The sequence below is a fragment of the Streptomyces sp. NBC_01689 genome, assembly GCF_036250675.1.
Classification (GTDB): Bacteria; Actinomycetota; Actinomycetes; order Streptomycetales; family Streptomycetaceae; genus Streptomyces.
On record NZ_CP109592.1, the window covers coordinates 8,034,369 to 8,061,272 of the forward strand.

The window sequence follows — 26,904 nt, forward strand, 5'->3', positions numbered from 1 at the left end:
CCGGTATGACCACGGACGAAGTTCTCGCCGACGTAGGCCCCCGGCTGCGCCGCATCAGGAAGGAGCGCGGTGCCACCCTCGCCGGGCTGTCGGAGGTGACCGGGATCTCCGTCAGCACGCTCTCCCGCCTGGAGTCCGGGCTGCGCAGGCCCAGCCTGGAGCTGCTGCTGCCGATCGCCCGCGCCCATCAGGTCCCGCTCGACGAACTGGTCGGCGCGCCGCCGGTCGGCGACCCCCGCGTCCGCGCCGAACCGATCGTCCGCAACGGCCGCACACACTGGCCCCTGACGCGTCAGCCGGGCGGACTGCAGGCCTACAAGGTGCTCGAACCCCGGCGCAGACAGGTGCCGGACCCGCGCACCCACGAGGGCTACGAGTGGCTCTACGTGCTCTCCGGGCGCCTGCGGCTCGTGCTGGCCGAACACGATGTGGTGCTGGGGCCCGGGGAGGCGGCCGAGTTCGACACCCGGGTGCCGCACTGGTTCGGGTCGACGGGGGAGGGGCCGGTGGAGTTCCTGAGCCTGTTCGGGCCGCAGGGGGAGCGGATGCACGTCCGGGCCCGGCCGACCAGCCCCTGAGCGGGGCCCGTCGCACGCGTGGCCGACCCGCACCGGCCGGGTCTTCCCGCGCGTGACGGACGTGACTGTTCCCTGATCGGCAAGCGACCGCTTAGTATGCGAACGACCCCGGTCAGACGAAGCAGTCCCGTGGAGGCCCCGCATGCAGGCATGGCAAGTGCACCAGCTCGGCGAACCGAGCGAGGTGATGCGGGTCCAGGACGTGGAGCGGCCGGTCCCCGGTGACGGGCAGGTCCTGCTCAAGGTGCGCGCGGCGAACATCAACTTCCCGGACGCGCTGATGTGCCGCGGGCACTACCAGGTCAGGCCGCCGCTGCCGTTCACGCCCGGTGTGGAGATCTGCGGCGAGACCGAGGACGGGCGCCGCGTGCTCGCGAACCCCGCGCTGCCGTACGGCGGTTTCGCCGAGTACGCCGTCGCGGACGCCGCCGCCCTGCTGCCGGCCCCCGACGCGCTGGACGACGCCGAGGCGGCCGCCCTGCACATCGGGTACCAGACGGGGTGGTTCGGACTGCACCGGCGGGCCGGTCTGGAGGCGGGCGAGACACTCCTCGTGCACGCGGCCGCCGGCGGCGTCGGCAGCGCCGCCGTACAGCTCGGCAAGGCGGCCGGAGCCACCGTCATCGGCGTCGTCGGCGGAGCGGGCAAGGCCGCCGTCGCACGCGAGCTCGGCTGCGACGTGGTCGTCGACCGGCGTGCCGAGGACGTCATCGCCGCCGTCAAGGAGGCCACCGGCGGCCGGGGCGCGGACGTGATCTACGACCCCGTCGGCGGCGAGGCCTACACGCAGTCGACCAAGGTCGTCGCGTTCGAGGGCCGCATCGTCGTCGTCGGCTTCGCGGGCGGAACCATCCCCGCCCCGGCGCTGAACCACGCCCTGGTGAAGAACTACTCGATCCTCGGCCTGCACTGGGGCCTGTACAACACCAAGAACCCCAAGCTGATCCAGCACTGCCACGAGCAGCTCACCGAACTCGCCGCGCGGGGCGCGGTCAAGCCCCTCGTCAGCGAACGCGTACCACTGGCCGGCGCCGCCGCGGCCGTGCAGCGGGTCGCCGACGGGGTCACCACGGGCCGGATCGCCGTACTGCCCTCCCTCGCGGACGGAGCCTCCGCATGACCGACGCCGCACCCCGCAGTACCGCACCCGACGCCACCGAACTGCGCCGCCTCACCGCGGAGTTGCTGGCCGCGCATCCACCCCTGGAGACCGACCGGACGGCCTTCCTCGAGGCCCGGTTCGACGCCGGGCTCGCCTGGGTGCACTACCCCGAGGGTCTCGGCGGCCTCGGCGCCCCGCGCACCCTCCAGGCCGTCGTCGACGCCGAGCTGGAGGCCGCGGGCGCCCCCGACAACGACCCGCGGCGCATCGGGATCGGCCTCGGCATGGCCGCGCCGACGATCCTCGGCTTCGGCACGCGGGAACAGAGGGAACGCTTCCTGCGGCCCCTGTGGGTCGGCGAGGAGGTCTGGTGCCAGCTCTTCAGTGAGCCCGGCGCCGGATCGGACCTGGCCGCGCTCGGGACCCGTGCCGTCAGGGAGGGCGACGACTGGGTGATCGACGGCCAGAAGGTCTGGACCTCCAGTGCCCATCTGGCCCGCTGGGCCATCCTCATCGCCCGCACCGACCCGAGCGTCCCCAAGCACCGCGGCATCACCTACTTCGTCTGCGACATGACCGACCCGGGCGTCGAGGTACGGCCGCTGCGCCAGATCACCGGCGAGGCCGAGTTCAACGAGGTCTTCCTGACCGGCGTCCGCATCCCCGACAGCCACCGCCTCGGCGAGGTCGGCGACGGCTGGCGGGTCGCGCAGACCACGCTCATGAACGAGCGGGTGTCCATCGGCGGCATGCGCATCCCCCGTGAGGGCGGCATGATCGGCCCGGTCGCGAAGACCTGGCGCGAGCGGCCCGAACTGCGCACCCACGACCTGCACCAGCGACTGCTGAAGCTCTGGGTGGAGGCCGAGGTCGGCCGGCTCACCGGTGAGCGGCTGCGCCAGCAGCTCGTCGCGGGACAGCCCGGCCCCGAGGGCTCCGGCCTGAAGCTCGGCTTCGCCCGGCTCAACCAGGAGATCAGCGGCCTGGAGGTCGAACTCCGCGGCGAGGAAGGCCTGTTGTACGACGACTGGACGATGCGCCGCCCCGAGCTGGTCGACTTCACCGGCCGCGACGCGGGCTACCGCTACCTCCGCTCCAAGGGCAACAGCATCGAGGGCGGGACCAGCGAGGTCCTGCTGAACATCGTCGCCGAACGCGTGCTGGGACTGCCGTCCGAGCCGCGCACCGACAAGGACGTCGCGTGGAAGGACCTCGCCCGATGACCGCACAGGGCACACAACCCGACCTGCTCTACTCGGAGGAGGAAGAGGCGCTGCGCGCCGCCGTGCGCGACCTCCTCACCGACCACTGCGACCCCGGCCGTGTCATCGCCCGCACGGAGTCGGACACGCCCCACGACCCCGCACTGTGGAAGGCGCTCTCCGAAGGGATGGGCCTGGCGGGTCTGCTGGTGCCCGAGGAGCGGGGCGGCCAGGGCGCGACCCACCGCGAAGCCGCCGTGGTTCTGGAGGAGTTGGGCCGGGCCGTCGCTCCCGTGCCCTACCTCACGAGCGCCGTCGTCGCGACCGAGGCGCTGCTGGCCTGCCCGGGCGAGGACGCGGCCGCGCTGCTGACCGAGCTGGCGTCCGGACGGACCGTCGGCGCGCTCGCCGTCGCCCTCTCCACGGCACCGGACGGTGCCCACCGGACCGTGCGCCACGAAGACGGCCTGCTGCACGGCGAGTTGACGGGCATCGCGGACGTGGCGGCGGCCGACGTCCTGCTGGTCCCCGCGGCGGACGGCGGTCTGTACGCGGTCGACGCGAACGCCGTCACGGTCACCCCCCGGGTCTCCCTCGACCTCACCCGGCCGCTCGCCACGGTCACCGTCGACGGGGTACGGGGCCGCCGGCTGGGCGACGCCGGACCCGCCGTACGACGGGCCCTCACGGCCGGCGCCGGACTGCTCGCCTCCGAGCAACTGGGCCTCGCCGACTGGTGCCTGACGGAGACGGTCCGCCACCTCAAGGAACGCAGACAGTTCAACCGGCCGGTCGGCGGATTCCAGGCGCTCAAGCACCGGCTGGCGCAGCTGTGGCTGGAGGTCGTCCACACCCGTGCCGCCGCCCGCCACGCCGCCGACGCCCTCGCGGCCGGCAGCGCGGACACCGGCGTGGCCGTCGCCGTCGCCCAGGCGTACGCCGCCCCGGTCGCCGTGCACGCCGCCGAGGAGGCGGTCCAACTGCACGGCGGCATCGGCATGACCTGGGAACACCCGGTCCACCTGTACCTGAAGCGCGCGAAGGCCGACTCGATCGCGTACGGCACGGCGGGCGCGCACCGTGAGGCGCTGGCACGACTGGTCGACCTCCAGGCACCCTGACCGTCCCGCCCTCTCGAAGCCCGTCCCACCCGGGGCGGGCTTCGTGGTGTGTGCCGTCGCGACGAAGTGAACCCGTGACGGCGGTCCGGCCAACTCCCCACACCCCGCCGTGTCCAGGCTTTCGCGCGCCTCATACTCGCCGGTGTCCGGTACGGCACTTCCAGGGAGGCAGAGCATGGACCACCCCACCCGTCGCAGAGCCCTCACCACCCTCGGCGCCGCCCTCGCGGGCGCCGTCGCACTGCCCGCCGTGCACGCGCGAGCCGACGAACAGGGGCACCGCGGGCGCCCGCTGTGGCGCGCCCACGCCCACAACGACTACGACCACCCGCACCCCCTGTTCGACGCCCTCGCCCACCGGTTCGGGAGCGTCGAGGCCGACATCTACCTCGTCGCCAGCCAGCTCCTCGTCGCCCACGACCCCGTCGACCTCGACCCCACCCGTACCCTCGAAGCGCTCTACCTCGACCCGCTCGTCTCCCGGGTGAGGGCGGGCGCGGGCGCGGTGTACCGGGGTCACCGAAAGCCGCTCCAACTCCTGATCGACATCAAGACCGAGGGTTCCTCGACCTACCTCGAACTCGACCGTCATCTGCGCCGCTACCCGCACCTGTTCACCACCTACGCGCACGGCCGGGTGCACCCCGGGCCGGTCACGGCGGTCATCTCCGGCGACCGCGCCGCCCGCGCCCCCATGGAGGCGCAGACCGTGCGCCGCGCCTTCTACGACGGCCGGCTCACCGACCTCGGCGGCGCGGCGGGCGCGTCCTTCGTCCCGCTCGTCAGTGACAACTGGACACTCAACTTCGGCTGGCTGGGGGACGGTCCGTTCCCCGCGGCGGAGCGCGCCCGACTGCGCGAGATCATCACCGAGGCCCACGCACGCCACCAGAAGGTGCGGTTCTGGGCCACGCCCGACGCCCCGGGCCCGGCCAGGGACGCGCTGTGGGGCGAACTGCTGGCCGCGGGCGTCGACTACTTCAACACCGACGACCTCGCGGGACTCGAGACCTTCCTCGACACGCACGAACGGACACGCGAACAGGTTCCCGAGCGGGCATAGACACCACACGTTCGGAGGACACGTCAGCCGCCCGGACGAACCCTCCGCTACGCGACACTTGCCGCCGAAAGCCGCGGTGTCGACGTGGCGGAGGAGGTTGACGATGGCCATTTCCATCTCTGTGGTGGTACTGCTGCTGATCCTCGCGGTGGTGTTCCTGCGCAACGGCGCGCTGAAGCCCTCGCACGCGGTGGTGTGCGTCCTGCTCGGCTTCTTCCTGTCGGGCAGCAGCATGGCGCCGACGATCCAGAACGGGCTCACGGCCACGGCGGACATCGTGAGCAGTCTGCATCCATGAGTGCACGAGCCCGAACGTCCCCTGGCGACGCGTCAGTTCGGCGTCCGCCAGGGGGCGTCCTGCGGTGACCGGGTCCCGGTGCGGCGACCGTCAGCCGACGAGACTGGACCGGATCAGGAAACGCACCCCCTCGGGTGCCTCCAGCGAGAAGCCGCTGCCCCGGCCCGGGACGACGTCCACCGTCAGCCGGGTGTGGCTCCACAGCTCGTACTGGCTCTTCGACATCCAGAAGGTCACCGGTTCGTCGACGCCCTCCACCTCCAGCTCCGCGAGCAGCACGTCGGAGCCGCCGGTACGGAACTCACCCGCCGGGTAGCACATGGGCGCGCTGCCGTCGCAGCAGCCGCCGGACTGGTGGAACATCAGCGGTCCGTGGGCCTCCCGCAACCGCCGCACCAGGTCGGCGGCCGCCGGAGTGAGCGCTACGCGCGGGACGACGTCCATCGGGGTTCTCCGTCGGGTCGGTGACGAGCGGGGGCGGTACCGGAGCCGGCCGCGGCGGGGGCCGCGCCGGTCCACCGTGCACTGGACCACACGGCAGGTTGCGAGAGGGTTGCACGGATCCCGGGCGGGGCGCACGCGGAGGGGCCGCGGGGTCCGGCTCGACCCGCGGACCCGGGCGACAGCTGGGATCGTGAGGGAGGGAACGCCGACCGTGACCTGACGGAAGTGGTGGTGAGCGCCGTGGCTGCCCTCGACGAGAACGGTACGGGACCGCCGTCCGCGGGTGTCGACCCGCTGGGCGACCCCTTTCTGCGGACCCGGTTCGCCCTGCCCTCCAGACCCGCCACCTTCCTGCGCCGGGACCGGCTGACCCAGCACCTCGACCAGGCCCTGCTGACACCCCTGACGATGGTCAACGGAGCCGCCGGGGCCGGCAAGACCCTGCTGGTCGCCGACTGGGCCGCCGGCCTGCGTGAACCGGTCACCTGGCTCACCACCGACATGGTCGGCCGGAGCCCCGGGATGTTCTGGGCCTACCTCCTCGAGGCCCTGGACGCCTCCGGGGTGCCGGTGCCCGGCGGGATCCGCCGCCCCACGGACGCGAGCTGGGCGGACCGTGAGCTCCCGGCCCTGCTCGCCGCCGAACTGAGCGGGCGGGACCGTCCCGCGATCCTAGTCCTCGACGAGTACGACCGGGTGAGCGCGCCCGAGATCGCCGAACAACTGGAGTTCGTGCTCCACCACGCCGGAGCGGGCCTGCGCCTGGTCCTGGTCACCCGTACGGAACCGCTGCTGCCGCTGCACCGCCACCGCGCGGCCGGGGAGCTCACGGAGCTACGGGACGCGGAACTCGCCTTCACCCCCGAGGAGGCGTCCGCCCTCCTGGCCGCACACGGTCTGCGCCTGCCCGACCCCGGTGTACGCGCGCTCGTCGACCGCACCCGGGGCTGGGCGGCCGGCCTGCGGCTGTGCGCCCTGGCCGCGCGCGAGGCCCCGGACCCGGAGACGTATCTGAAGGAGTTCGAGGCGGGGCAGAGCACGGTCGCCGACTATCTGCTGGCCGAGGTGCTGAAACAGCGGACCGCCGAGACCCAGGACCTCCTGCTGCGGGTCAGCGTGCTGGAGCGCTTCCGCCCGGAACTGGCGAACGCGCTCACCGGACGCGACGACGCCGAACCCCTCCTCGCCGGGCTCCACCGGGAGAACGCGTTCGTCGAGAGCCTCGGACACTCCTGGTACCGGCTCCACCCGCTGTTCGGGGAGATCCTCCGCGCCCACCTCAGGGTCCGCTCTCCCGGACTCGAACCCGAACTCCACCGGCGCGCCGCACGCTGGCTGTGCCGCTCCGGATCACTCCCGGAGGCACTCGCGCACGGTGCCGCGGCGGGCGACTGGGAATTCACCGCGGGGGCACTGGTCGACGACCTGGCCATCGGGCAGCTCTTCACCGGACTGCGCTCCCAGCACCTGGCCGGGCTCTTCTCCCGGATGGAACCCGGGGCCACGACCCCCGCGGCGGACCTCGTCCGCGCGGCCCGCGACCTCTCCCGTCACGACCTCGAACGAGGCCTGGTCCGTCTGCGCGCGGCCCGGGAGGCACTGGACCGGCAGGCCCTGGCGCAGGAGGACGCGACCCGGGAGGGGCCGGGCGGGAACGGAGGGCCCGACCTCCGTCCGGCCCGGCTCAGCTGCGCCCTGCTGGAGGTCCTGGCGGCCCGGCTGGCCGGTTCCCCCGCGGAGGCGGAGGCGGCGGCGCGGGCCGCCGAGGAGCTCCGGCTGACGGTCCCCGCCGAGCTCCTGGAGCGGCACCCGGAGGTGTCCGCCCTGGTCCTGACCCATCTGGGGTCGGCACTTCTGTGGGCAGGACGCTTCGAGGAGGCCCGCGCCGCCCTGTCCGCGGTGGCCGACTCGTGCGCCGGGGCCCCGGCCGGTCCGCCCCGGGAGGACTCCCTGGCGCACCTGGCTCTGCTCGAATACCTGGACGGCTGGCTCGTCCGCGCCGAGGACCGGGCACTGGAGGCGACGGCCGGGGCGGAGAACCCCGCTCCGGGCGGGCCGTCCGGCCCCGGCGCCGAGCTCGCGCGGTCGGTGCTGGCGGCCGTGGCCGTGGACCGCGACGAGCTGGACCGGGCCCAGGCCCTGCTCGACGAGACGTCCGAGGCCGGGCACGGGCCGCGGGACCCGGTGACGGCGGCGGGCCGGTCCATCGCGGCGGCCGGCCTCCTGCTGGCCCGCGACAGGCCGGGAGCGGCGCTGGCCGCGGCGTCCGCGGCCGTCCCCGCCGTCGTGCCCTCACCCTGGGCGGAGGGTCACGCGGCGCTCGTCGCCGCCGCCGTCCACCTGGCCGGGGGCCGCACGGAACGGGCCGCCGGGGTGCTGCGCCAGGCACCGGGCGACCGTACGGCCTGCGCGGTGCTGGCCGCGCGCGTCCAGCTCGCGGCGGGCCACCGCGCCGAGGCGCTCGGCCTGCTCGACCGCCTTCCGCCGGACGGCCGGACCGGTCCGGCCCTGACCGTGCGGGCCATGTTGGTACGGGCACAGGCCGCCGAGGAGGTGGGGGACGCCGTCACCGCCCGCGAGCTCGTCGCCCGGGCGCTGGTCGAGGCCCGCCGCGAGCGACTGCGGCGCCCGTTCCTCGACGCCGGCCCCTGGATCGGGCGACCGCTGGGCGAGGCACCGCTGCGGGCACTGGCGGCGGGCTGGCTCCAGAGCGATCGGGCCCGGGGCGCCGAGTGCTCCCGGCTGTCGGCCCTGCCGCCGGCGGTGGTCGTGGAGGAGCTGAGCGGACGCGAGCACGACGTGCTCCGGAGGCTGGCCGACCTGATGTCCACGGAGGAGATCGCGGCCGATCTGTACGTGTCCGTGAACACGGTGAAGACCCATCTCAAGAGCGTCTACCGGAAACTCGCGGTGAGCCGGCGCGGCGACGCGGTGCGCCGCGCACGCGAGCGGGGACTGCTGTGACCCGTGGGGGCGGGCCGGGGTCGGGTCACCTGCCGGGGGTGAGGGCGGGTGGCGAGCCGAGGCGGAGGATCACGGTAGGGCGTCGTCCGTCCGCCCCGGGCCGCCCGTGGGAGTGCAGCTGATGCGTTACGAGATCCGTGTCGACGGACACCTGTCGGAGACGCTGGCCCAGGCCTTCCCGGACATGGAGCACGTGGTGATGTCCGGGCAGACCGTCCTGTACGGGCCCGTCCTCGACGAGGCCCATCTGTACGGCCTGCTGGCGCGCTGCCAGTCACTGGGACTGCGTGTCCTGGAGATGCGCCAGCTGCCGGAGTGACGGTTCTGGTTCCGTCACTCGGGGCCCGAGGAGTCCCCGGCGTGGTCGGTGCCGGCTGGGTGTCCACAGTGCGGGCAGTGCCCGCAGTGCCGGCACCGTCCGGTGCCCTCGGGGGCCCCTGAGCCGCCCGCGTCCCCCGGGTCCGCCCGGGTCTCCGGCGTGGTGGACCCCTTGCGCCGCAACCCCGCCTGGACCGCGCTCGCCAGTACGCGCGCCGCGAATCCCACGAGGAGCAGCCCTCCCGCCATCTGCAGCATCGCCATCACCCGTCCCGTCTCGGAACGGGCCGCGATGTCGCCGAAACCGACGGTGCTGAACGTGGTCAGGGTGAAGTAGAGCGCGTCCGTCCTGGACAGCGGTTCGGTGAACGAGCCCGGGGAGGCACGGTCCAGCAGGTAGTAGGCGCTGGCGAACAGGACCAGGAACAGCACCAGCGTGGCCGCGAGCGCCTCGACGGCCTTCAGCCGGGGGTGCGGCGAGCGGACGATGGTCCGTATCTCCCACACGAAGACCGCGACCACCACCAGCAGACCGGCCAGCAGCATCACCGACGTCCCGCCGGCGCCGTATCGGTCCAGGGGCAGCAGGTAGTACGCGGTGACGAGGCCGACCGCGATCAGCAGGGAGCGGCCCATGACCAGGAACGTCGTCCACCCGGCGCGGGGCCGGTCGCGCCGGTCCGGGTCCCACCGGTGCGGGCCTCTCCGGGGCCGGGGCGGGGGTCGCTCGCCCCGGTCTGCCGCAGGATCGCTCATCGCGTGTCTCTTCGTTCGGGGTCGCCGGGGGCCGGGCAGTCGGCCCGTCCCCACCTCATCGCCCCGGCGGACCGAAGGGATCACCCGCCACGGGTGATCCGGCGGACACCGGCGCACGGCACGCTGGGCCGGTGCGGTCCCGCGCGTCCGCCGGCCGGCGGTCCGGCGGTGACTCGCACGTGCGTACGAGGAGGAGCCATGACCGTACCGCGTGGTTCGGCGCCGCCCACCGGACCGGAGCACCGGCCCGGGCGACCGGCGCCCACTCCGGCGGGCGACCCCGCGGAACTGCTGGCGGCACTCGGCGGTTCGTGGACCTGGATCCTGGGTTCGGCGGTCGCCACACTGGTGCCGGGCATCCTGGTGCTGGTCTGGCCGAACGAGAGCCTGCACGTCCTGGCGGTTCTCATCGGTCTCTATCTGCTCGTGATCGGGGCCTTCCGCTTCGTCGCGGCGTTCTCCCGCCACGAGCAGGGCGAGCGGCTCCCCGGGCTGCTGCTGGCCCTGCTGTTCGTGCTGGCCGGCGTCCTGTGCCTGCGGAACCCGATGCAGACCATCGCCGCGCTCTCCCTGATCGTCGGGGTCGTCTGGCTGGTGTCCGGGATGCTGACCGCCTACACCGCGCTCGCGACCCGGGACCTGCCCCACCGCGGCGTCGTCCTCACCGCCGCCGCGCTCGCGATCGTCGCGGGCGTCGTGGTGCTGGCGCTGCCGGCCGACTCGGCCCGCGCCCTGACCCGGCTGCTCGGCCTGTGGCTCGTGCTGCTCGGACTGGTCGAGCTCGGCGTCGCCTTCGCCTGGCGGGCCGCACTGCGCAGGGCGGCCGCCGCGTACCAGGGCGGCATCGCCGCGCCGCTGTGACGTGCCCGCTGTGGCGTGCCCCCAGTGCCCCCGGGGACCTGCCCCCTGGTGTCGTGGCCACTGGGACGTGCTCCTCCGCGCCGCCGTGGCGCTCGTGAGGTGCTCACCCGCTCCGGGTGAGGCCGCGGGGGCCGGGCCGTGCGCATGCTGAGGACGGCAAAGACCGCCGGGCGCGGCCCGGGAGGGAGACGGACATGAACGAGCCGATGTACCTCGCGTACGACTATCCGCTGCTGAGCATCTTCTGGACCATGCTCTGGTTCTTCCTGTGGGTCATGTGGTTCGTCCTGCTCTTCCGGGTCGTCGTGGACATCTTCCGCGACGACACGCTGGGCGGCTGGGCCAAGGCCGGCTGGCTGGTGTTCGTCATCGTGCTGCCGTTCCTGGGCGTCCTCGTCTACGTGATCGCCCGCGGCCGGAACATGGGCAAGCGGGAGATCAAGCAGGCCCGCGCGCAGCAGGAGGCCTTCGACTCCTACATCCGGGAGACGGCGGCCGGTGCGTCCCGGACCGGCAGCGTCGACGAACTCGCCAGGCTGTCCGAGATCCGTGCCCGCGGTGACATCACGGACGAGGAGTTCCGCAGGGCGAAGGAACTGGTCCTGAGCGGGCACGGCCCGTCGGACCGATGAGACGCCGCCGGCACGTCCGGCGGACGGCACCCGACGACCCGGCGACAGGAGACGAGGGATCACGATGGCCACGGCACCCACCGAGCACGGACACACCCGTACGACGAGACAGCAATGGGCCGGCGGCCTGACGGTCTTCGCGGGGGTGATGCTGATGATCGCCGGACTGCTCGACCTCTTCCGGGGCGTCATGGCGATCGCCGAGGACGACGTGTTCGTCTCGACGCCGAGCTACGTCTTCCGGTTCGACCTCACCGGATGGGGCTGGATCCATCTCGTCCTCGGCGCGGTCGCGGTGGTCGTCAGCCTCGGGCTGTTCCAGGCGGCGTTCTGGGCACGGGTCCTCGGCGTGGTCATCGCCGGACTCATCATCGTCGCCAACTTCCTGTCCCTGCCGTACTACCCGGTCTGGTCGGTCGTGATGATGGCGTTCTCCGCGCTGATCATCTGGGCGCTGTGCGTGGCACGGCCCGAGTCGTCCTTCGACGTGCCGCGGGACGAGTGAACCGGCGGCGCCCGGCAGTACTGTCGGGCGCATGACCGACAACAGCCTGCGTTCCGTCACCATCGAGCGGACCCGTACCGGCCATTTCACCGCCACGAACGCGCGTGGCGGCACGATCGGCTTCGGCACCGGGTCCGGTCCCGAGGGCGGTACCGAGTTCACTCCCGTCGAGTTGCTGCTCGCCGCGATCGGGGGGTGCACGGCAGCGGATGTCGATGTCGCCACCGCCCGCCACGCGGAGCCCACCGGGTTCACCGTCACCGTGACCGGCGACAAGATCAGCGACGGACTCGGCAACCGGATGACCGACCTCGCGGTCACCTTCACCGTCGGTTTCCCCGAGGGCGCGGGCGGCGACCGGGCGCGGGCGATTCTCCCGAGGGCGGTCGCGGTCTCCCACGAGCATCTCTGCACGGTCAGCCGCACGGTCGAGACCGGCACCCCGGTGACCGTGACGGTCACGGAGGCCTGACGGCGCCCGGCGCGCCGGGCCGTGCACCCGCCCCTTCGTTTCTTCCGGAACCCCCGTCGCGACCGCCGCGTTCACGGGGGTTCCGGCCGTGTGCGGTTCGGCACTCGGCGAACGGGGCCGGGGATCGGGGATCTGAGAGGCCAGGGGCCGGGGGCGTACGAGGGATCAGTCCCGGGAACTGCCCCGTGACGCCCGGAGGGATCACCCGTCCGAGGGCTCCCGGCCGATCTCGTCCAGGGAGTCGCCGAGCAGGGCCTTGGCGCGGGTGAGCCAGTCGGTGAGGACGGCGATCTCGTCCGGGGTGTAGTCGGCGAACAGGGCCCCGAGGCGTTCGTAGAAGGGGCCGTAGACCTGGAGGATGCGCGCCTGGGCGGACTCCTCCATCACGACATGGACCCGGCGCCGGTCCTGGGGGTCGGCCTGGCGGCGGATGTAGCCGGCCTTCTCCAGCCGGTTGAGGACGCCGGTCATCGCGCCGGTGGTCAGCCGGGCCTGCTCGGCCAGGTCGCCCGCCGCCGGCGACCGGCCCGCGGCGGAGGCCTCGATGACGAAACCCAGACAGGTGAGGTCGGTGACGTTGAGGCCGAGCCGCCGCGCGATGTCCTGCTGTCCGAACTGCGCGGTCGCGATCATCCGGTCCATCGCGTAGAGCGCCTGGTCGGCCGTCGCCGCCGGGCGCTGCTTGCCCTCCACCACGCATCCCCTTAGTGTCTAAGTTACTTACCTCGCGAGCTAAGATAGTTCGCGCCGGGTGTCCGCCGAATCGTTCACCCGACCCGCGTTCCCGAGGAGGAGAAGTGGGCATGCACGGAGACCACGATCTGGGCCACACGGTCGCCGGCTGGGCCGGGACCACCATAGCCGTCGCCGGTTGCACGGCGGCGGCGGTGGCGCTCGCGGCCGGATCGGCCGCCGGGCTCTGGCTGGGCGGCGCGGTCGTCGTCCTCGCCGCACCCGCCACCTGGCTTCTCCATCTGGCGGGCTGGGGGAAGGCCACCGGGCCGCGCCCCGTCGCGCAGCAGCACTGGCGTGTGCGTGACAGGTCCGCCCGGCACGGTCACCCGGGCTGTCTCGGCTGCCGCCTGGCCGGCCGCGGCGCCTCCGCGCCGAGCGTCACCCCGGCTGTCGATTCGCCTGTCGCGCCGGCCGTCGTATCCGTGACCGGCGGGCCCGGCAGGCCGTGATGTGCACCGGTTCCCGGCCGGGTATGGCGTGGACCGGCCCCGGACCTGGCCCCGGCCCCGGACCTGGCCCCGGCCCCGGTCCGGTGTCGGCGCGGAACGTCCTTCGGGGCGTTCCGGCGCGGGCCGCCTCCCGGCCGGTCGGCGGGTCGGTGGCGTGCGGACCCGGTCCCGCGTGGACGGAAGGGCGCGGTGCGGATCACGTGTCGGTCAGGCGCACCTTGTAACCGTCCTCCTCCATGAGGACGACGGTGACGCCGAACGGGTTGGGGTGGTCCAGCTCCAGCGGGACGAAGGAGTAGTCGACCGCGGCGCGGACCGGGGGGACGAGCTCGCCGCCGGGCTGCGGTTCGGGAGCGGTCAGCCAGTCGGGGTCGATCGACGCGACGCCCTCGGAGTCGCGGGCGAGGACCCGTTCCTCGTAGGGGAACTGGTGCAGGACATGCCCGTCCCGGGTGGCGTGGACCATGTTCAGGCACGGGGCCGGGCCGCTGAGGGGCAGCTCGCACGCGGTGGCGACGTCCCGGCTCTCCCAGGCGAGGACGATCTCGTCCGCACCGGCCGCCGCCGCGATGTTCGACAGCTGGGCGATGCCGGTGAGCGCGTCCTCGCCGGACTTGGTCGGGCGGACCCAGATCAGGCCGACCAGCCGGCCCCGCACCAGGGGCATGATGACCGGCCGCGGCACGGCGCCTTCGGCCAGTCCCGCCGCGTAGGCCCCCTTCATCGAGTCGGCCAGAGCGTTCCACATCTGGGTCTCCACGAACTTCCCTTCGTCCTCGGACGGTCCACGATCACCGCTGACCCTGTCACGCCGGTCGCGGCCGTGCCAGGGCCTTCGGCCGGTCCGGGGCCGGACACCGACGGGCGTCGCGCACCCGTGCGAGGCCGCGGATGTACGGGCGGGGCCGTGTACGCCGGGGGTGGGGCCGTACGGGTGCGGGTGTCCGCGGGCCGCTCGCGGGTCCGGCCCCGCCGGACCGCCGACCGGCGGGGTGGAGTCAGTCGTCGCCCTGCTGGAGCAGGATCGTCAGCACCCTGAGCGCCTCCAGGTAGATCCACACCAGGGTCACCGTGAGGCCGAACGCGGCGAGCCACGACTCCTTGCGGGGAGCGCCGTACGCGATGCCGTCCTCGACCTGCTTGAAGTCCAGGGCAAGGAAGCAGGCGCCGAGAGCGATGCCCACGGCGCCGAAGAGGACACCGAGAGCCCCGCCGCCGAAGCCCAGGCCGCCACCGCCGCCGAACGCGGAGGCCACCAGGTCGACCAGCATCAGGAGCAGAAAGCCCGTCGCCGAGGCCAGGACGAAGCCGTGGAACCGGTGCGTGACCCGGATCCAGCGCATCCGGTAGGCGATCAGCACGCCGGCGAAGACCGTGAGGGTGCCGAGGACCGCCTGGACGACCGCGCCCGGCGCGACATAGGCCGAGGTCGCGTGCGAGATCACACCGAGGAACACACCCTCGGACGCCGCGTACGCCAGGATCAGGGCGGGGGACGGCTCGCGCCTGAAGGACTGGACGAGGGAGAGCACGAAGGCGAGCACGCCCGCGCCCGCCGCCGTGCCGTACGACGGGCCGAGGCCCGCGTCGTCGAGGGGCAGCAGGATCCAGGAGAGCGCCGCGGCGACCGCGACCGTGCCGAGTGTCAGGGCCGAGCGCGCCACCACGTCGTCGATCGTCATGGCGGCGTCGTCGGCCGCCATGGAGCGGTCCCGCGGCGGGGCGTCCTTCGACAGGCTCGGGGTCCGGGGGGCGCTGTCGGCGTACGGATTCACCGCGTACGGCGCGTACGGCTCGGCGTCGGCCGGCGCTCCGATCGGCGCTCCGGCCGGCGCACTGACCGGCGCTCCGACGGCCTGCGGCTGTCGCGGGCTTCGTCCGGTGCGGGCGCCGTCGCGCGCGAACCCCCGTCGGGAGAAGACCGGATTGCTGCTCTTCATGTCGTTCCTCCACGGCCGCACCCGGCGGCCTCTCCGTGGCCCCACTGAACGTGGCGCGTCACCACCTTGACAGGTGACGCGACGAACGGCAAGCTTCGTCACCAGGTGAACCGGTGATGATCGCTCGGCAGGGACCAGGGCCGGCCGGAGCGGGTGAAGAGGGAGAGGGAACCCCATGAAGGCATCCAGGATTCTCAAGGGGCTGACGGCGATCGCGGCCGTGGTCGTCATCTCGGTCGGGTGTTTCGCGCAGGTCTTCTGACGGGCCGCGAGCCCCCGGCGCGGCGGATCGGAACCCTGCCCGAGGTGTAGGCTCCAGTTAAGGCGTCCGGTCACATTGGCTGTCCGGACGTTTCCGGAGAGCCCGCAGAACCGGGGAGGTCGCGCCGTGCCGAAGCCGTCCAAGCGTGAAGACCTGTTGGCGTCAGCGCTGGAGACCTTCCACACGCGCGGGTTCCACGGCACCGGCATCAAGGAGATCGCCGACGCCGCCGGAGCGCCGAAGGGGTCGTTCTACAACCACTTCTCCAGCAAGGAGGAGTGCGCCATCGAGGCCCTGCGGCTCTTCGGGAACGAGCGTCGCCTGGACATGCTGGCCGACCCCGACTCGCCTCCGCTGGAGAGGATCCGCCGGCACTTCGAGTTCCTGCGGGACGAGGTCGTGGTCCGGGACTTCACCCGCGGCTGCATGTTCGGCAACTTCGCCACGGACGTGGTCGACCACAGCGAGGAGATCCGCGCGGCCGTCGCGCAGAGCCTGGGCACCTGGAGCAGCGCGCTCACGGCAGCCCTCACCGAGGCCCGCCGCGACGGCGCCGTCCGCGCGGACCTGGACCCGGACACCACGGCTCGCTTCCTTCTCAACGCCTGGGAGGGAACCCTGATCGAGGCCCGCGCGACCAAGTCGTCCGTCGCGTTCGACACGTTCTTCCTGATGGCCTTCGAGGCGGTCCTGCGCTGACGGCCGTGGCCCCCGGGGCCGCCTGAACGGGGAGCGACCCCCGGGCGCGTCACGGCAGGCGGGCCGACCGTGTCACAGGGCCGTGGCCAGACGCGCCAAGGTCTGTTCCGCCTTCTCATGACGTGCCCGGCGGTGACCGGTCCCCGCCCACAGATGCACGGCGTCGGCGTCTCCCGCCGCGGCCGCCTGCCTGCGGAGCCCGCCGGTGAGGTGGTGCAACGCCGGGTACCCGTACGGCGCGTGGTCGTCGTACAGATCGGTGAACCGGTTCCGCAGCGCACGGGCGGGACGGCCGGTGAAGGCCCGGGTCAGCACGGTGCCGCGGCCTCCGGGGTCGGCGAGAGCGGCCCGGTGGACGGCCGAGGCCCCGCTCTCCTCGGTGCGCAGCAGCACCGTGCCGACCATGGCGGCCTGGGCGCCGGCCGCGATGACGCGGGCGACGTCGTCCGGCGTGGCGAGGCCGCCCGCGGCGATCAGCGGCAGACCGACCGCCTGGCGGATCATGGCGGTCAGGCCGTCGACCGGTACGTCGGACAGGGGCTGTCGGGGTGTCAGGGTGGCGGAGTGGCCGCCCGCCGCCGCGGCCTGCACGACGAGCACGTCCACGCCCGCCTCGGCGGCGGCGCGTGCCTCGTCCACTCCCGTGACGGTCTGCGCCACCAGGCTTCCCGCCCCGCGCAGCCTGGCGACGACGCTCCGTTCGGGGATTCCGAAGGTGAAGCTGACCAGCGGCACGGGGTCCGCGACGAGCAGGCTGATCTTCTCCGCGTAGGCGTCGTCGTCCTCGACCGGTACCTGCCCGCTCAGGTCGACGTGGTGGCGGTCGGCGGTCGCCTGCAGAAGCGCGGCGTAGCGGTCGAAGGCGGCGCGGTCCACCGGCAGCGGATTGGGCGCGAACACGTTGACGCCGAACGGGACGTGCTCGGCACGCGCCGCGGCGACACGCTCGGCCAGCGTCCGCGCGGTGGCGTACCCGGCGGGGACGAAGCCGAGGCCACCGCCGCGGGCGGCGGCCGCGACCAGCGCGGTGGTCGTGGCACCACCGGCCATCGGCGCGGCCAGGACCGGCGTCGTGACGCCGAGAGCGCCGAGCAGGCTGTTCATGGTGCTGTGCCCTTCTTCCGGACGCCGGACGGTGACGTCTTGCGACGGTCAGGTCGACGGTGACCCCTCGTGACGGCCACCTGCCGGTGACACCTTCCGACCGTATCGCGGTGGGTGACGCCGTCCGGAGTCGCCTCCGGAACCGCGCCCGGCCGTGGGACTTCGTGGCCGACGCGCTGTCCGTCGTGCTTCCCGACGGGCGGCCCGCTCGTGGCCGTCCCGTGCGCGGGGTCCATGTCCCCACGGTGCGCCGGGCGGCGGGGCCGAGGCCAGGACCGGCTTCCTCCCTCCTGGAAGGTGCCGCCTCGCACCGGCCCCGGGAATTCCCCGCTCTCGGTCCTCACCCGTCGGTCCTCCGCCGTCGGTCCTCCGCCGTCAGTCCTCCGCGGTCAGGGGCCGCCGCGGGTTCCGGCGCAGTCCGTTCGCGCGTGAACGTCCCTCCGCGAGCAGGGACTTCCAGGACCGGTTCCGTTTGAAGGGCATCTCGAAGACCTCCGAGAAGAGCCACGCCCCGAGCACCGAGGCGGGCACTCCCAGCAGGAGGGTGAACCAGAAGGTGGGCAGCCCCGCCGACACGACATGGGGAGCGACCTCGCGGACGACGACCATGACGATCGGGAGATGAACGAGGTACAGGCTGTAGGAGAAGTCGCCCAAGGCGCGCACGGGGCGCGTGCTGAGAAGCCTCGTGAGGACGTCGGGTCTGCCCGTGGAGACCGCGACGAGGAGCAGCGTCATCGCCGGGACCACCGCGAGATCCACCCAGAAATAGTGGTCGACCGTCCAGACCGGCCCCTTGACGACGATCAGGGCCAGGACGGGCAGCGCGGCCAGGGCCGCCGCCCAGTGCCAGGGCAGGCGCCGGACCCTCTCCGACGCGACGACCACGCCCGCGCCGACCAGACCGGCGACGAACACGGGAGCGAGGTTCGGGGTCAGCCCGTTCAGGCCCTCCACCGGCGTTCCGCCGTTCGCCGTCAAGCCGTGCGCGACGACGAGCAGGGTGACGCCCGCGAGCAGGACCACCGCCCCGAGCCGCCGCCGGATCAGCAGGAGGAGCGGGAAGACCAGATAGAGCTCCGCCTCCACGCCGATCGACCAGAACGCCCCGTTCGGCGTCGGGGCCGTGACCATGTCCTGCGCCACCAGGCCGTACACCAGCACCGAGGCGCCGGTCGGCGGCCCGAAATGCGACGCGGGCACCACCCAGCGGGCGACCGCCAGACTGAAGACCAGCGCGGCCCAGTAGGGAGGCACGATGCGCCAGGCGCGTCGGCGCAGGAATCCGGCGAGGCTTCCCGACCGCCAGCCCCTGCGCGCCGCCGAGAGGGCGAGGGAGAATCCGGACAGCGTCAGGAAGAGGACGACGGCTAGGCGTCCGTACATCAGCCAGCCGAGCCAGGAAGGGCCCGAGTTCCGGGGAAACCCGGGGAAGGCCAGCAGCCAGCAGTGGAACAGGACGACGTACAGGGCGGTCAGCCCGCGGAGTCCGTCGAGGCCGGGCACATGCGCGCCTCCGGGCGACCGCTCAGGCTCGGCGCCTCTCTCCTCGGGGGAGGGCACGTGTCCCTCCGCGGGGGAGAGGAGCCCTGTCTCGCCGCTGACTGTTCGGCTCGGCGTCGATGAAATCGTTCGGCCCTCTCCCCGGGTTCCCGTGCGCGGCAGGTGGTCGGCACCACGGCGCTCCGCGTCGTGTTTCCGGGCAGCACGGAGCCACCCGCGGTGACTGGTACGTCACGCGGGGCCGGAACGTTCAAAGACCGCCGGAAGGTTCAAAGACCGCCGGAACGTTCAAGGACCTGGGAGGCCGAGGACTCGTAGGCCGCGGACGCGGAACGTCGGGGACCCGTTCACCGGCCCGGAAGGCGCGTCGTGATCTCCTGCAGCACCCACCCGTTGCCGTCCGGATCGCTGAAGGACAGGAACGAGGAGTAGCTCTTGCGCTCCGGGTCCGGGCCGGGGACCCGGCCCTCGGTTCCCGCACGGTGGAACACTCCGCCCGCGTCGTGGAACACCTCGCTCACCTCGACGCCCCGGCCGGCGAGCTCGGCGCGGGCTGCTTCGATGTCGGAGACGACGAGGTGCAGGCCCTCGGTGGAACCCGGCGCGGCCGCGCTGACCCGGGTGCCGAAGATGACCGAACAGGGCGACCCGGGCGGGGTGAACTGGACCACCCGGAACCCCTCCCCGTCGGCGAAGTCGGCGTCGAGCCGCCATCCGAGCCTCTCGTAGAAGGCCTTGGCCCGGTCGACGTCGGTGACCGGCACCACCACGACCTCGAGTTTCATGTCCATGACGGCCTGCTCCTGTCCTCGGGCGTTCGACGCTGCCGGGCGGCACACGGCGTCGGAGGCCGACGGGCCGCGGCCCCGGTCCGTCTCGGCCGGCTCCCGTCGACCCCGACGGGTCCCGGCCGACGCCGACCGCTGCCGGCCCGTCGCGGGGGCCGGTGCGCGTCGCTCCGAGCGCGTCCGTCCTCTCCCAGGTCCACCGTTGGGCCGCGGCCGACCGCTCGCAACCCGTGGGGCCGCCGTACCCGTGTTCCGGTGCGCGGCCGCCGCCCGCGCGGGGCGCCGTCGAGCCCCCGGAGCCCGTCGTCGCACCCTTCGCCCGCCCGGCATCGACGCGGCCGGAGGGTCGGGGGCGGCCCGGAGTCGGCGGGGCGGCCCGGAGTCGGCGGGGCGGCCCCGAACCGGTGGGCGCGGTCAGGCCGCGGCGTCGAGCACGACACGGAACCGCGCGTCGCCGGACATCATGTGCGCGTAGGCCTTCGGGGCCTCGGCCAGCGGCATCCGCTCGATCATCGGAAGGATTCCGTGCCGCACGCTGAAGGCCAGGTTGTCCTCGTTCTCGACCGGGGTTCCGGTCAGGCTGCCGGTGATGGTCCGGGTGGCGAGCACGAGGTCCGGCGTGGAGACGGTTATCGGGTCGGTGCCGACCCCCACCACGATCATGCGGCCGCGCGGGGCGAGCCCGGTGACCAGGGGTGTCATCGAACCGCCGCTGGCCGCCGTCGCGACGATGCCCTCCGCACCGCCCAGGCGTGCCAGCGCCTCGCCGGGGTGCTCGGCGGAGCTGTCGATGTACTCGTGGGCGCCGAGCGAGGCCGCGAGCGACGCCTTCTCCGTGCCGCGGGCGATCGCCACGACCCGGTGGCCGAGCCTGGCCGCGTACTGCACCGCGAGATGTCCGAGACCTCCGATGCCCTGGACGGCCACCAGCGAACCGGGCCGGCCGCCCAGCTGCCGCAGGGCGCTGAGACTGGTCAGTCCCGCGCACAGCAGGGGCGCCGCATCGGCCGAGGAGATGCCCTCCGGGATCCGTGCGAGGGCGTTGGACCGGGCGTACATCACCTCGGCGTACCCGCCGTCGACGGACGTCCCCGTCTGCTCCTGGTCGGTGCAGTTGACGAAGTCACCGCGCCGGCAGGGTTCGCACTCGCCGCAGTGGCCGGCCAGGAAGCCGACGCCCACCCGCTCGCCGACGCGCCACGCCCGCACTCCCTCGCCCACGGCGTCGATGGTTCCGACGACCTCGTGACCCGGGACGACCGGCTGCGAGGGATCGGGCCGGAGCCCCTCGACGGCGAGTACGTCGGAGTGGCACACCCCGCAGCTCTCCACCTTGATCCGTACATGGCCCGGGCGGGGCGCGACGAGTTCACGGGTGGTCCATGCGAACTGCCGTGATCCGGTGACTTCGAATGCCTGATACGTGGACACGTTTCTCCTGGGGGTCGAGCGGGCGCCCCTTCCGGTCCCGCGGAGGGACCGTCACCGGCCTGCCGTGCCTCGCGGTCGCGGGCGGCACAGCCGGGGCCGCGGGCGATCCGCGGAGGCGTTGGAGACGACAATATGACCGGTCGTCTTAGCCGTCAATGCCTGCCCCGCGGTCCGGGGCCGAGCGGCGGGGCGCGATCCGAGGCCCACCCGGCGGACGGGGGATCACGCACTCATGGGCTACGCGGTCATCCGGCGGCCGTCACCCCGTGGCGCCCCCGTGCGGCTCAGATCTCCGTTCCTGGGTGCCGCTGCCCCGGGCTCGTAGGCGCGCAGGTCCTCGACGGCGCGGTGCACGGTCTCCGTGTGGCCGAACAGGCCGGGCAGTCCGCCGGTGTGAAGGAGAACCGTTCGGCTCCCCGGACGGACGTCGCCGTCGCGGACCGCGGCGACCAGGCCGGCCATGGCTCGCCCGCTGTAGACCGGGTCCAGGACCAGACCCTCGGTCAGCGCCGCGGTCCGCATCGCCTCCAGGACCGGCCCGTGCAGTACCCCATACCCCGCTCCCACCTGGTCGGTACGGATCCGCAGCGACTCGGGGGCGACGTCGCGGCCGGTCACCGCGCTCGCGAGACCGGCGACGGTGACGGCCGGCTCCGCCACCGCCCCGCAGTGGACGCCGAGGACACGCCGTTCACCGAGGGCGCCGATCAGTCCCGCCATCGTGCCGCCGGACCCCAGGGCGACCACGACGTGCTCCACGTCGGGCAGCTGGGCGAGCAACTCCTCGCCGCCGTCGACGTATCCGCGTGCTCCGAGGGGACTCGAACCGCCGAAGGGGATCACGAACGGGCGTGCCCCTTCGCTCCGCAGCCGGTCGCAGACCTCGTCGGCGACGCCGGCCATCGTGCTCGGGTCGCTGTCGCCGGCCCAGAAGACCCGGGCTCCGAAGAGGCCGTCGAGGACGAGGTTGCCGGAGCCGTTCACCGCGCTGTCCCGTGTGCCGGGGAAGACGAGCACGACCTCGAGTCCGAGGCGGGCGCCGGCGGCGGCGGTGAGCCGGGCGTGGTTGCTCTGAGCGGCGCCGGTGGTGACCAGGGTGTCGGCGCCGGCCGCGAGGGCGGCACCGACGGTCCACTCCAGCTTCCGGACCTTGTTGCCGCCGCCTCCCAGTCCGATGAGGTCGTCCCGCTTGATCCAGAGGTCGTCCTCGCCCAGCCCCAGCGCCGCCGCGAGCCGCGGAGCACGTTCCAGCGGGGTGGGCCACGTCGACAGGGCGATCTTGGCAGTCATGAAACCTCCGGCTCAGGCGGTACGGGCACCACCGAACGGCGGATGCGGAGGGAAACTGTACGACGCTGCCGACCCGGGGACGGAGGCGGTGCGGGACGCGGCCGCGGAGGTCGTGAGGGGCGGGGTCACGGAGGCGATGAGGGCACGATCGCGGAGGTGGTGACGGGGCCGGTCGCCAGGTGGTGACGGGCCCGTCGCGGAGGTGGGGGAGGGCCGGTGGCAGCGGCGGGGACGAGGGGCGGGCGGTGGCCCCTGGACACCCCAACTAAAGTCCCAGCAAGGCCTGTTCGACCACTTCGGTCAGCGCCGGGTGGATGTACAGCACGTCCCGGGCGATCCGGTCCACGGTCAGATCCAGTTCCATGGCCTGGATCAGCGGCTGGACTAGCGTCGCGGCCTGGGGGCCGATGATGTGCGCGCCGAGGATCGTCCGCCGGACGGGATCGGCGAGGATCTTCACGAAACTCGTGGTGTCCTCCAACGCCCAGCCGTACGCGGCGTCCCCGTAGGCGCGGACGCTCACGACGTGGTCGACGCGGCCCCGGCGGGCGTCCTGCTCGGTCAGTCCGACAGTCGCGATCTGCGGACTGGTGAAGACCGCGTGAGGCGCGACCTTGTGGGGGAGGGTGCGGACGTCCTCGGGATGGAGCAGGTTGTGCCGTACGAGCCGGACCTCGGCGTTCGCCATGTGCTTGAGCTGGAAGTGGTTGGCCGTGTCGCCGAGGGCCCAGACGCCCGGTACGGACGTACGGTACGCGCCGTCGGTCACGATGTGGCCGTGTCGGTCGAGGTCGAGCCCGCCGGCGGCCGCGTCCAGCCGGTCGGTGTTGGGGCGGCGGCCGACACTCACCAACAGGGCGGCGGCCCGCAGCACTTGGTCGCCGCTCGGACAGGTCACCGTGACAGTGACGCCGTCGGCGTCCCCCTCGACGGAGGTGACGGCGGCGTCGAGGAGCACGCGGTGGCGCCGCGACGCCAGTTCGGTGAAGCGTGCCGACACCTGCTCGTCCTCCTCCATGAGCAGACGCGGCCCGCGCTGCACGATCGTGATGTCGGAGCCGAACGCGCCGAGGACGTGGCCGAATTCGGCCGCGATGAATCCGCCCCCGATGACAATGGTCGAGGCGGGCACCTCGTCGATCCGCATGATGGAGTCCGAGGTGTGGAACGGGACCGTGTCGAGTCCGGGGATGTCCGGCACCACGGGCCGGGAGCCGACCGCGACCACGAAGGTGTCGGCGGTGATCCGTTCGTCGCCCGCCCGCACCACCTTCGGCGCGACGAACCGGCCCGCCTCGGTGTACACGTCGATGCCGTTCTCCCGCCGGTAGTTCAGCGCGCTCTCGTGCAGCGGATCGATGCGGTGGAACACCCGGTCGCGGACGGCCTTCCAGTCGGCGTGCTCGACCGTCGCGTGGACACCGAGGCGTGCCGCGGCCCGCGCGTCCTCGGCCGCGTCGGCGGCGACGACGAACATCTTGCTCGGGATGCAGCCCCGGTTGAGGCAGGTGCCGCCGAAGCGGTCGGGTTCGACGACGGCGGAGCGGAGCGGGGCGAGTTCGTCGTCGAGCAGCATGTTGCCGCTGCCCGCTCCCAGGACCACGAGATCGTAGTGAGGCACGTCCGTTCACCTTCCGTCGGCGGACCGCACGTCCGGCGGTCCGGCAGCCGTCCGTGCGGGGCTCGTCCGTGCGGGACTCGGCCGTGCGGGAGTCGTCCCGCGCCACCGTGCTCCCCGTGCGCGCGGACTCCGCGACCGGCCGGGGTGAGGGGGGTCATCCCGGGAACCCCGGGGCGGGCGGCGGACGCAGGGGCTGCTCCGCCCAGACGGTCTTGCCGTGTGCGTGATGGCGCGCGCCCCACTGGTCGGCGAGGCTGGCGACGATGAACAGTCCGCGACCGGTCTCGTCGACCGTGCGAGCGTGCTTGACGTGCGGGGCGCTGGTCGCGCCGTCACTGACTTCGCACGTCAGCATCCGGTCGAGGATCAGCCGTAGCCGCAGGGGCGGGGCGCCGTGCCGGATCGCGTTGCCGACGAGCTCGCTGACGATGAGTTCGGTGGTGAACGCCGTCTCCTCGTCGACCCCCCAGGTCTCCAACTGGCGGCGCGCCGCCCGGCGGGCGAGGGGTGCGGCCTCCGCGTCGTCCGGCAGGGGGAGGGCCAGCACCCGGTCCGCGGGCAGCGCGGACGTACGGGCCAGCAGGATCAGCGTGTCTCCGGCGGGCCGGCCGTCCGCGAGCGCGTTTGTGAGCTCGTCGCGCAGCTCGGGCAGCGGCCGGGTGCCGACGGAGTCGAGGAGCGGGCGCAGCGGACCGGAGGGTGCCAGGACGCTCTCCGCCGACGTGGCGGTGCCCATCGCCAGGGTGCTGCCGTCGGGGAGACCGACGGTGGTCGCGGGGAAGGGGGCACTGCTCGTCTCGGCGAGCAACGGCCCCGGTGGGACGGGCAGTTCGGTGGAGGTCCCGTCCGGGAGGACGGCGACGGGCCTCGGGAGACCGGCGCGGGCGAGCGTGCAGGTCAGCTCGATCGGGTCGTAGATCGCGACGGCACAGCCGGCGGTGAGGGACTCGCGGCACATGGGATCTCCCGGCGGCAGCGCGGCGCACGCCTGGGCGAGACGGCTCGCGGTGTCGCTCAGGCGGGCCAGCAGCTCGTCGGGCTCCAGGTCCAGGGCGGCGAGGGTGTGCACGGCCGTACGCAGGATCCCCACGGTGACGGCCGCGGCGATGCCCTGTTTCGCCACGTCACCGACAATCAGCGCGGTCCGTGCGCCGGGCAGCGCGATCGTGTCGGACCACGCTCCGCCGCCGTCCGGGTCGGGCAGGAACAGCTGACAGACCTCCACGGTGCTCGGGGTGGCCGAATGCTGGGGGAGCAGTCTGCGCTGCACGGTGGCGGCGATGATCCACTCACGCATGTAGCGACGGGCGGTCTCGACGCAGAACGCGGCGTGCGCGCACACGGCGGAGGCGATCGCGACGTCCTCCTCCTGGAAGGCGTCCTCCTGCCGGTGGCGGTAGAAACTGACCACACCGAGCACCTGGCCGCGCAGGGCCAGCGGGGCCACGATCAGCGAGTGGGCGCCGGAGCGCTGGATCGCGTCGGCACGGGCCGGGTCGGCGCTGAGCCAGGCGGTGTCCTCCCCGATGGAGACGAGGCGTGGCCGGAGGTCGGTCAGCACACGGGCGAACGGGGTGCCTCGCGGCAGGGGGCGGACGTCTCCGACCGGGTAGGCCGAGACCGGGCCCCGGAAGGCGGCCCGGCGCAGTACGAGGTCCTCCTGGACCGGCACGTGCGGGGGCTCCTCGCCGTGCACCACGTCCTCGATCACCTCGACCACGGTGATGCCCGCGAACGCGGGAACCACCGCGTCCACCAGCTCCTCGCACACGGCGCCCACGTTCAGTCCCCGCCCCACGCGGCTGCGCACGGCCTCCAGCAGCGCCAGGCGGTGGTGCGCGTTCTCCTGCTCGGTGACGTCGAGCGCGGACGCCACCAGCCCGAGACCGTCGCCCGCGGCGTTCTCCAGGCGGACGTAGGAGACGGAGTAGATCCGCCGGCCGGGCCCGCCCGGATCGTCACCGACGGCCCGCACGAGCCGGCAGAGGACCGGTTCACCCCCGTCCAGGACCTGCTGGGCGACCGCGGCCTCCTTCTCGGGGTCCTCCAGGTCGTAGGCCTGCGCGAACCGCTTGCCGGTCAGATCCTCCAGCGGCGTGCCGGGCCGGTCGCGGGCGGCGCCCGGCAGACGGGCCACCCGTAGCTGCTCGTCCAGGACGTGCAGTCGCGCCGGTGAGTGCGTGAACATGGCCTCCAGGATCGCCACGTCCTGGCCCGACACCGCGTTCTGACCCGGCAGCGGGTCCTGTGCCGCGAGGACCTGCCACATCACGGAGGTGCCCCGAAGTACCGGTCTGACCAGCACCGGGGCCGTGGGCGCGACCCCCTCCCGCCGTCCCGCGGCGTCGGTACCGATCCCCCGTACGAGCTCGGTCACCGCCTGCCCGACGGCCTCCTCGGCGGTCCACCCGAAGAGCTGCTCGGCCTGGCTCCGCCATTCGACGACCCGGCCGTCCTCGTCGATCAGCACGAGCACGTCACCGCTGGGCACGCGACAGCACCTCCTCGTCCCTCGGTCCGGAACCGTCCGTTCCGTCCCACCCGCCCCGCCCGTGGGGTCGAACGGTCTTGTTCCACGGGCGACTTGGGGAGCCGGACCGGCGCAGCCCGCGCCGGTCCCCGCGCCGGGGCGACGGCGTGTGCCGGCACCGGCACGGACCCGGGCGGGCGCGTCGTCCCGCCGGAGCGACGAGGCCGCCCCTACCGGGCGGCACCGCCCCGGTCGGGGCCGGGCGAGGAGGAAGCCGCAGCCACCGTGTCATGGCC

26 protein-coding genes are annotated in these 26,904 nt (G+C 73.5%); 14 read left to right on the forward strand and 12 right to left on the reverse strand.

The window, feature by feature from the left end; all coding sequences use genetic code 11:
- Nucleotides 1-5 precede the first annotated feature (5 nt).
- From OG776_RS34520 to OG776_RS34545, 6 genes are all read left to right on the forward strand, one after another.
- Entirely contained in the window at nucleotides 6-578 is a 573-nt protein-coding gene (locus OG776_RS34520) for a helix-turn-helix domain-containing protein (protein WP_148008044.1), read from the forward strand.
- Nucleotides 579-720: 142 nt separating this feature from the next.
- Nucleotides 721-1,698, forward strand: a complete 978-nt coding sequence (locus OG776_RS34525) for an NADPH:quinone oxidoreductase family protein (RefSeq protein WP_329323074.1) — start codon at nucleotides 721-723, stop codon at nucleotides 1,696-1,698.
- Nucleotides 1,695-2,903: an acyl-CoA dehydrogenase family protein gene (locus OG776_RS34530; RefSeq protein ID WP_148008046.1), complete on the forward strand. Its 1,209-nt coding sequence runs from the start codon at nucleotides 1,695-1,697 to the stop codon at nucleotides 2,901-2,903. The genes OG776_RS34525 and OG776_RS34530 overlap by 4 nt, the downstream gene beginning before the upstream one ends.
- Nucleotides 2,900-4,003 (forward strand): acyl-CoA dehydrogenase family protein, encoded by a 1,104-nt coding sequence (locus OG776_RS34535; protein WP_148008047.1) that lies wholly within the window; start codon nucleotides 2,900-2,902, stop codon nucleotides 4,001-4,003. Before OG776_RS34530 ends, OG776_RS34535 begins: the two co-directional genes overlap by 4 nt.
- 175 nt (nucleotides 4,004-4,178) lie before the next feature.
- Nucleotides 4,179-5,066, forward strand: a complete 888-nt coding sequence (locus OG776_RS34540) for a phosphatidylinositol-specific phospholipase C/glycerophosphodiester phosphodiesterase family protein (protein WP_148008048.1) — start codon at nucleotides 4,179-4,181, stop codon at nucleotides 5,064-5,066.
- Nucleotides 5,067-5,169: 103 nt separating this feature from the next.
- Complete coding sequence (locus tag OG776_RS34545; RefSeq protein ID WP_148008049.1) at nucleotides 5,170-5,364, forward strand: hypothetical protein; 195 nt, start codon at nucleotides 5,170-5,172, stop codon at nucleotides 5,362-5,364.
- A gap of 90 nt (nucleotides 5,365-5,454) precedes the next feature.
- Here the strand turns inward: OG776_RS34545 and OG776_RS34550 are convergent, their stop codons facing one another.
- Nucleotides 5,455-5,808: a DUF779 domain-containing protein gene (locus OG776_RS34550; protein ID WP_148008050.1), complete on the reverse strand. Its 354-nt coding sequence runs from the start codon at nucleotides 5,806-5,808 to the stop codon at nucleotides 5,455-5,457.
- A 225-nt stretch (nucleotides 5,809-6,033) separates the two neighbouring features.
- Here OG776_RS34550 and OG776_RS34555 point away from each other — a divergent pair, with 225 nt between their 5' ends.
- A complete protein-coding gene (locus OG776_RS34555; protein WP_148008051.1) occupies nucleotides 6,034-8,772 on the forward strand; it encodes a LuxR C-terminal-related transcriptional regulator in 2,739 nt (912 codons plus the stop codon).
- A 121-nt stretch (nucleotides 8,773-8,893) separates the two neighbouring features.
- Nucleotides 8,894-9,091: a hypothetical protein gene (locus OG776_RS34560; protein WP_148014652.1), complete on the forward strand. Its 198-nt coding sequence runs from the start codon at nucleotides 8,894-8,896 to the stop codon at nucleotides 9,089-9,091.
- A gap of 14 nt (nucleotides 9,092-9,105) precedes the next feature.
- Here the strand turns inward: OG776_RS34560 and OG776_RS34565 are convergent, their stop codons facing one another.
- On the reverse strand, nucleotides 9,106-9,726 hold the full coding sequence (locus tag OG776_RS34565; RefSeq protein ID WP_329323075.1) for a potassium channel family protein: 621 nt from the start codon (nucleotides 9,724-9,726) through the stop codon (nucleotides 9,106-9,108).
- A gap of 318 nt (nucleotides 9,727-10,044) precedes the next feature.
- Here OG776_RS34565 and OG776_RS34570 point away from each other — a divergent pair, with 318 nt between their 5' ends.
- The 4 genes from OG776_RS34570 (at nucleotide 10,045) to OG776_RS34585 (ending at nucleotide 12,316) form a co-directional block, all read left to right on the forward strand.
- Complete coding sequence (locus OG776_RS34570; protein WP_148014650.1) at nucleotides 10,045-10,707, forward strand: HdeD family acid-resistance protein; 663 nt, start codon at nucleotides 10,045-10,047, stop codon at nucleotides 10,705-10,707.
- Between the two features lie 194 nt (nucleotides 10,708-10,901).
- Nucleotides 10,902-11,339, forward strand: a complete 438-nt coding sequence (locus OG776_RS34575) for an SHOCT domain-containing protein (RefSeq protein ID WP_148014649.1) — start codon at nucleotides 10,902-10,904, stop codon at nucleotides 11,337-11,339.
- A gap of 64 nt (nucleotides 11,340-11,403) precedes the next feature.
- Nucleotides 11,404-11,844 carry a DUF7144 family membrane protein gene (locus OG776_RS34580; RefSeq protein ID WP_148014648.1) on the forward strand — a complete coding sequence of 147 codons (441 nt, stop codon included), beginning with the start codon at nucleotides 11,404-11,406 and terminating at the stop codon, nucleotides 11,842-11,844.
- Nucleotides 11,845-11,875: 31 nt separating this feature from the next.
- Nucleotides 11,876-12,316: an OsmC family protein gene (locus OG776_RS34585; RefSeq protein ID WP_148014647.1), complete on the forward strand. Its 441-nt coding sequence runs from the start codon at nucleotides 11,876-11,878 to the stop codon at nucleotides 12,314-12,316.
- A 201-nt stretch (nucleotides 12,317-12,517) separates the two neighbouring features.
- Here the strand turns inward: OG776_RS34585 and OG776_RS34590 are convergent, their stop codons facing one another.
- The gene (locus OG776_RS34590) at nucleotides 12,518-13,009 is read right to left on the reverse strand and encodes a MarR family transcriptional regulator (protein ID WP_148014945.1); all 492 of its coding nucleotides are present in this window, start codon (nucleotides 13,007-13,009) and stop codon (nucleotides 12,518-12,520) included.
- 104 nt (nucleotides 13,010-13,113) lie between these two features.
- Here OG776_RS34590 and OG776_RS34595 point away from each other — a divergent pair, with 104 nt between their 5' ends.
- Nucleotides 13,114-13,500 carry an HGxxPAAW family protein gene (locus OG776_RS34595; protein ID WP_329323076.1) on the forward strand — a complete coding sequence of 129 codons (387 nt, stop codon included), beginning with the start codon at nucleotides 13,114-13,116 and terminating at the stop codon, nucleotides 13,498-13,500.
- Between the two features lie 196 nt (nucleotides 13,501-13,696).
- Here OG776_RS34595 and OG776_RS34600 read toward each other — a convergent pair whose 3' ends face one another.
- Complete coding sequence (locus tag OG776_RS34600) at nucleotides 13,697-14,260, reverse strand: hypothetical protein (RefSeq protein WP_329323077.1); 564 nt, start codon at nucleotides 14,258-14,260, stop codon at nucleotides 13,697-13,699.
- Between the two features lie 238 nt (nucleotides 14,261-14,498).
- On the reverse strand, nucleotides 14,499-15,440 hold the full coding sequence (locus tag OG776_RS34605; RefSeq protein WP_329323078.1) for a Bax inhibitor-1/YccA family protein: 942 nt from the start codon (nucleotides 15,438-15,440) through the stop codon (nucleotides 14,499-14,501).
- A 388-nt stretch (nucleotides 15,441-15,828) separates the two neighbouring features.
- Between OG776_RS34605 and OG776_RS34610 the strand changes: the two genes are divergently transcribed.
- Nucleotides 15,829-16,401, forward strand: a complete 573-nt coding sequence (locus OG776_RS34610) for a TetR/AcrR family transcriptional regulator (RefSeq protein ID WP_187286138.1) — start codon at nucleotides 15,829-15,831, stop codon at nucleotides 16,399-16,401.
- Between the two features lie 72 nt (nucleotides 16,402-16,473).
- On the opposite strand, the gene OG776_RS34615 is transcribed toward OG776_RS34610, so the two are convergent.
- From OG776_RS34615 to OG776_RS34645, 7 genes are all read right to left on the reverse strand, one after another.
- Nucleotides 16,474-17,505 carry a nitronate monooxygenase gene (locus OG776_RS34615; RefSeq protein ID WP_329323079.1) on the reverse strand — a complete coding sequence of 344 codons (1,032 nt, stop codon included), beginning with the start codon at nucleotides 17,503-17,505 and terminating at the stop codon, nucleotides 16,474-16,476.
- Between the two features lie 375 nt (nucleotides 17,506-17,880).
- Complete coding sequence (locus OG776_RS34620) at nucleotides 17,881-19,011, reverse strand: acyltransferase family protein (RefSeq protein ID WP_148014941.1); 1,131 nt, start codon at nucleotides 19,009-19,011, stop codon at nucleotides 17,881-17,883.
- A gap of 344 nt (nucleotides 19,012-19,355) precedes the next feature.
- Entirely contained in the window at nucleotides 19,356-19,799 is a 444-nt protein-coding gene (locus OG776_RS34625; RefSeq protein WP_148014942.1) for a VOC family protein, read from the reverse strand.
- 411 nt (nucleotides 19,800-20,210) lie between these two features.
- On the reverse strand, nucleotides 20,211-21,227 hold the full coding sequence (locus tag OG776_RS34630) for an alcohol dehydrogenase (protein ID WP_148014943.1): 1,017 nt from the start codon (nucleotides 21,225-21,227) through the stop codon (nucleotides 20,211-20,213).
- Between the two features lie 237 nt (nucleotides 21,228-21,464).
- Nucleotides 21,465-22,517 (reverse strand): D-cysteine desulfhydrase family protein, encoded by a 1,053-nt coding sequence (locus OG776_RS34635; RefSeq protein WP_329323080.1) that lies wholly within the window; start codon nucleotides 22,515-22,517, stop codon nucleotides 21,465-21,467.
- Nucleotides 22,518-22,782: 265 nt separating this feature from the next.
- Nucleotides 22,783-24,138, reverse strand: coding sequence for a mycothione reductase (locus OG776_RS34640; RefSeq protein WP_148015057.1), 1,356 nt, complete (start codon nucleotides 24,136-24,138; stop codon nucleotides 22,783-22,785).
- A gap of 154 nt (nucleotides 24,139-24,292) precedes the next feature.
- Nucleotides 24,293-26,629, reverse strand: coding sequence for a SpoIIE family protein phosphatase (locus tag OG776_RS34645; RefSeq protein WP_329323081.1), 2,337 nt, complete (start codon nucleotides 26,627-26,629; stop codon nucleotides 24,293-24,295).
- Between the last annotated feature and the right edge of the window lie 275 nt (nucleotides 26,630-26,904).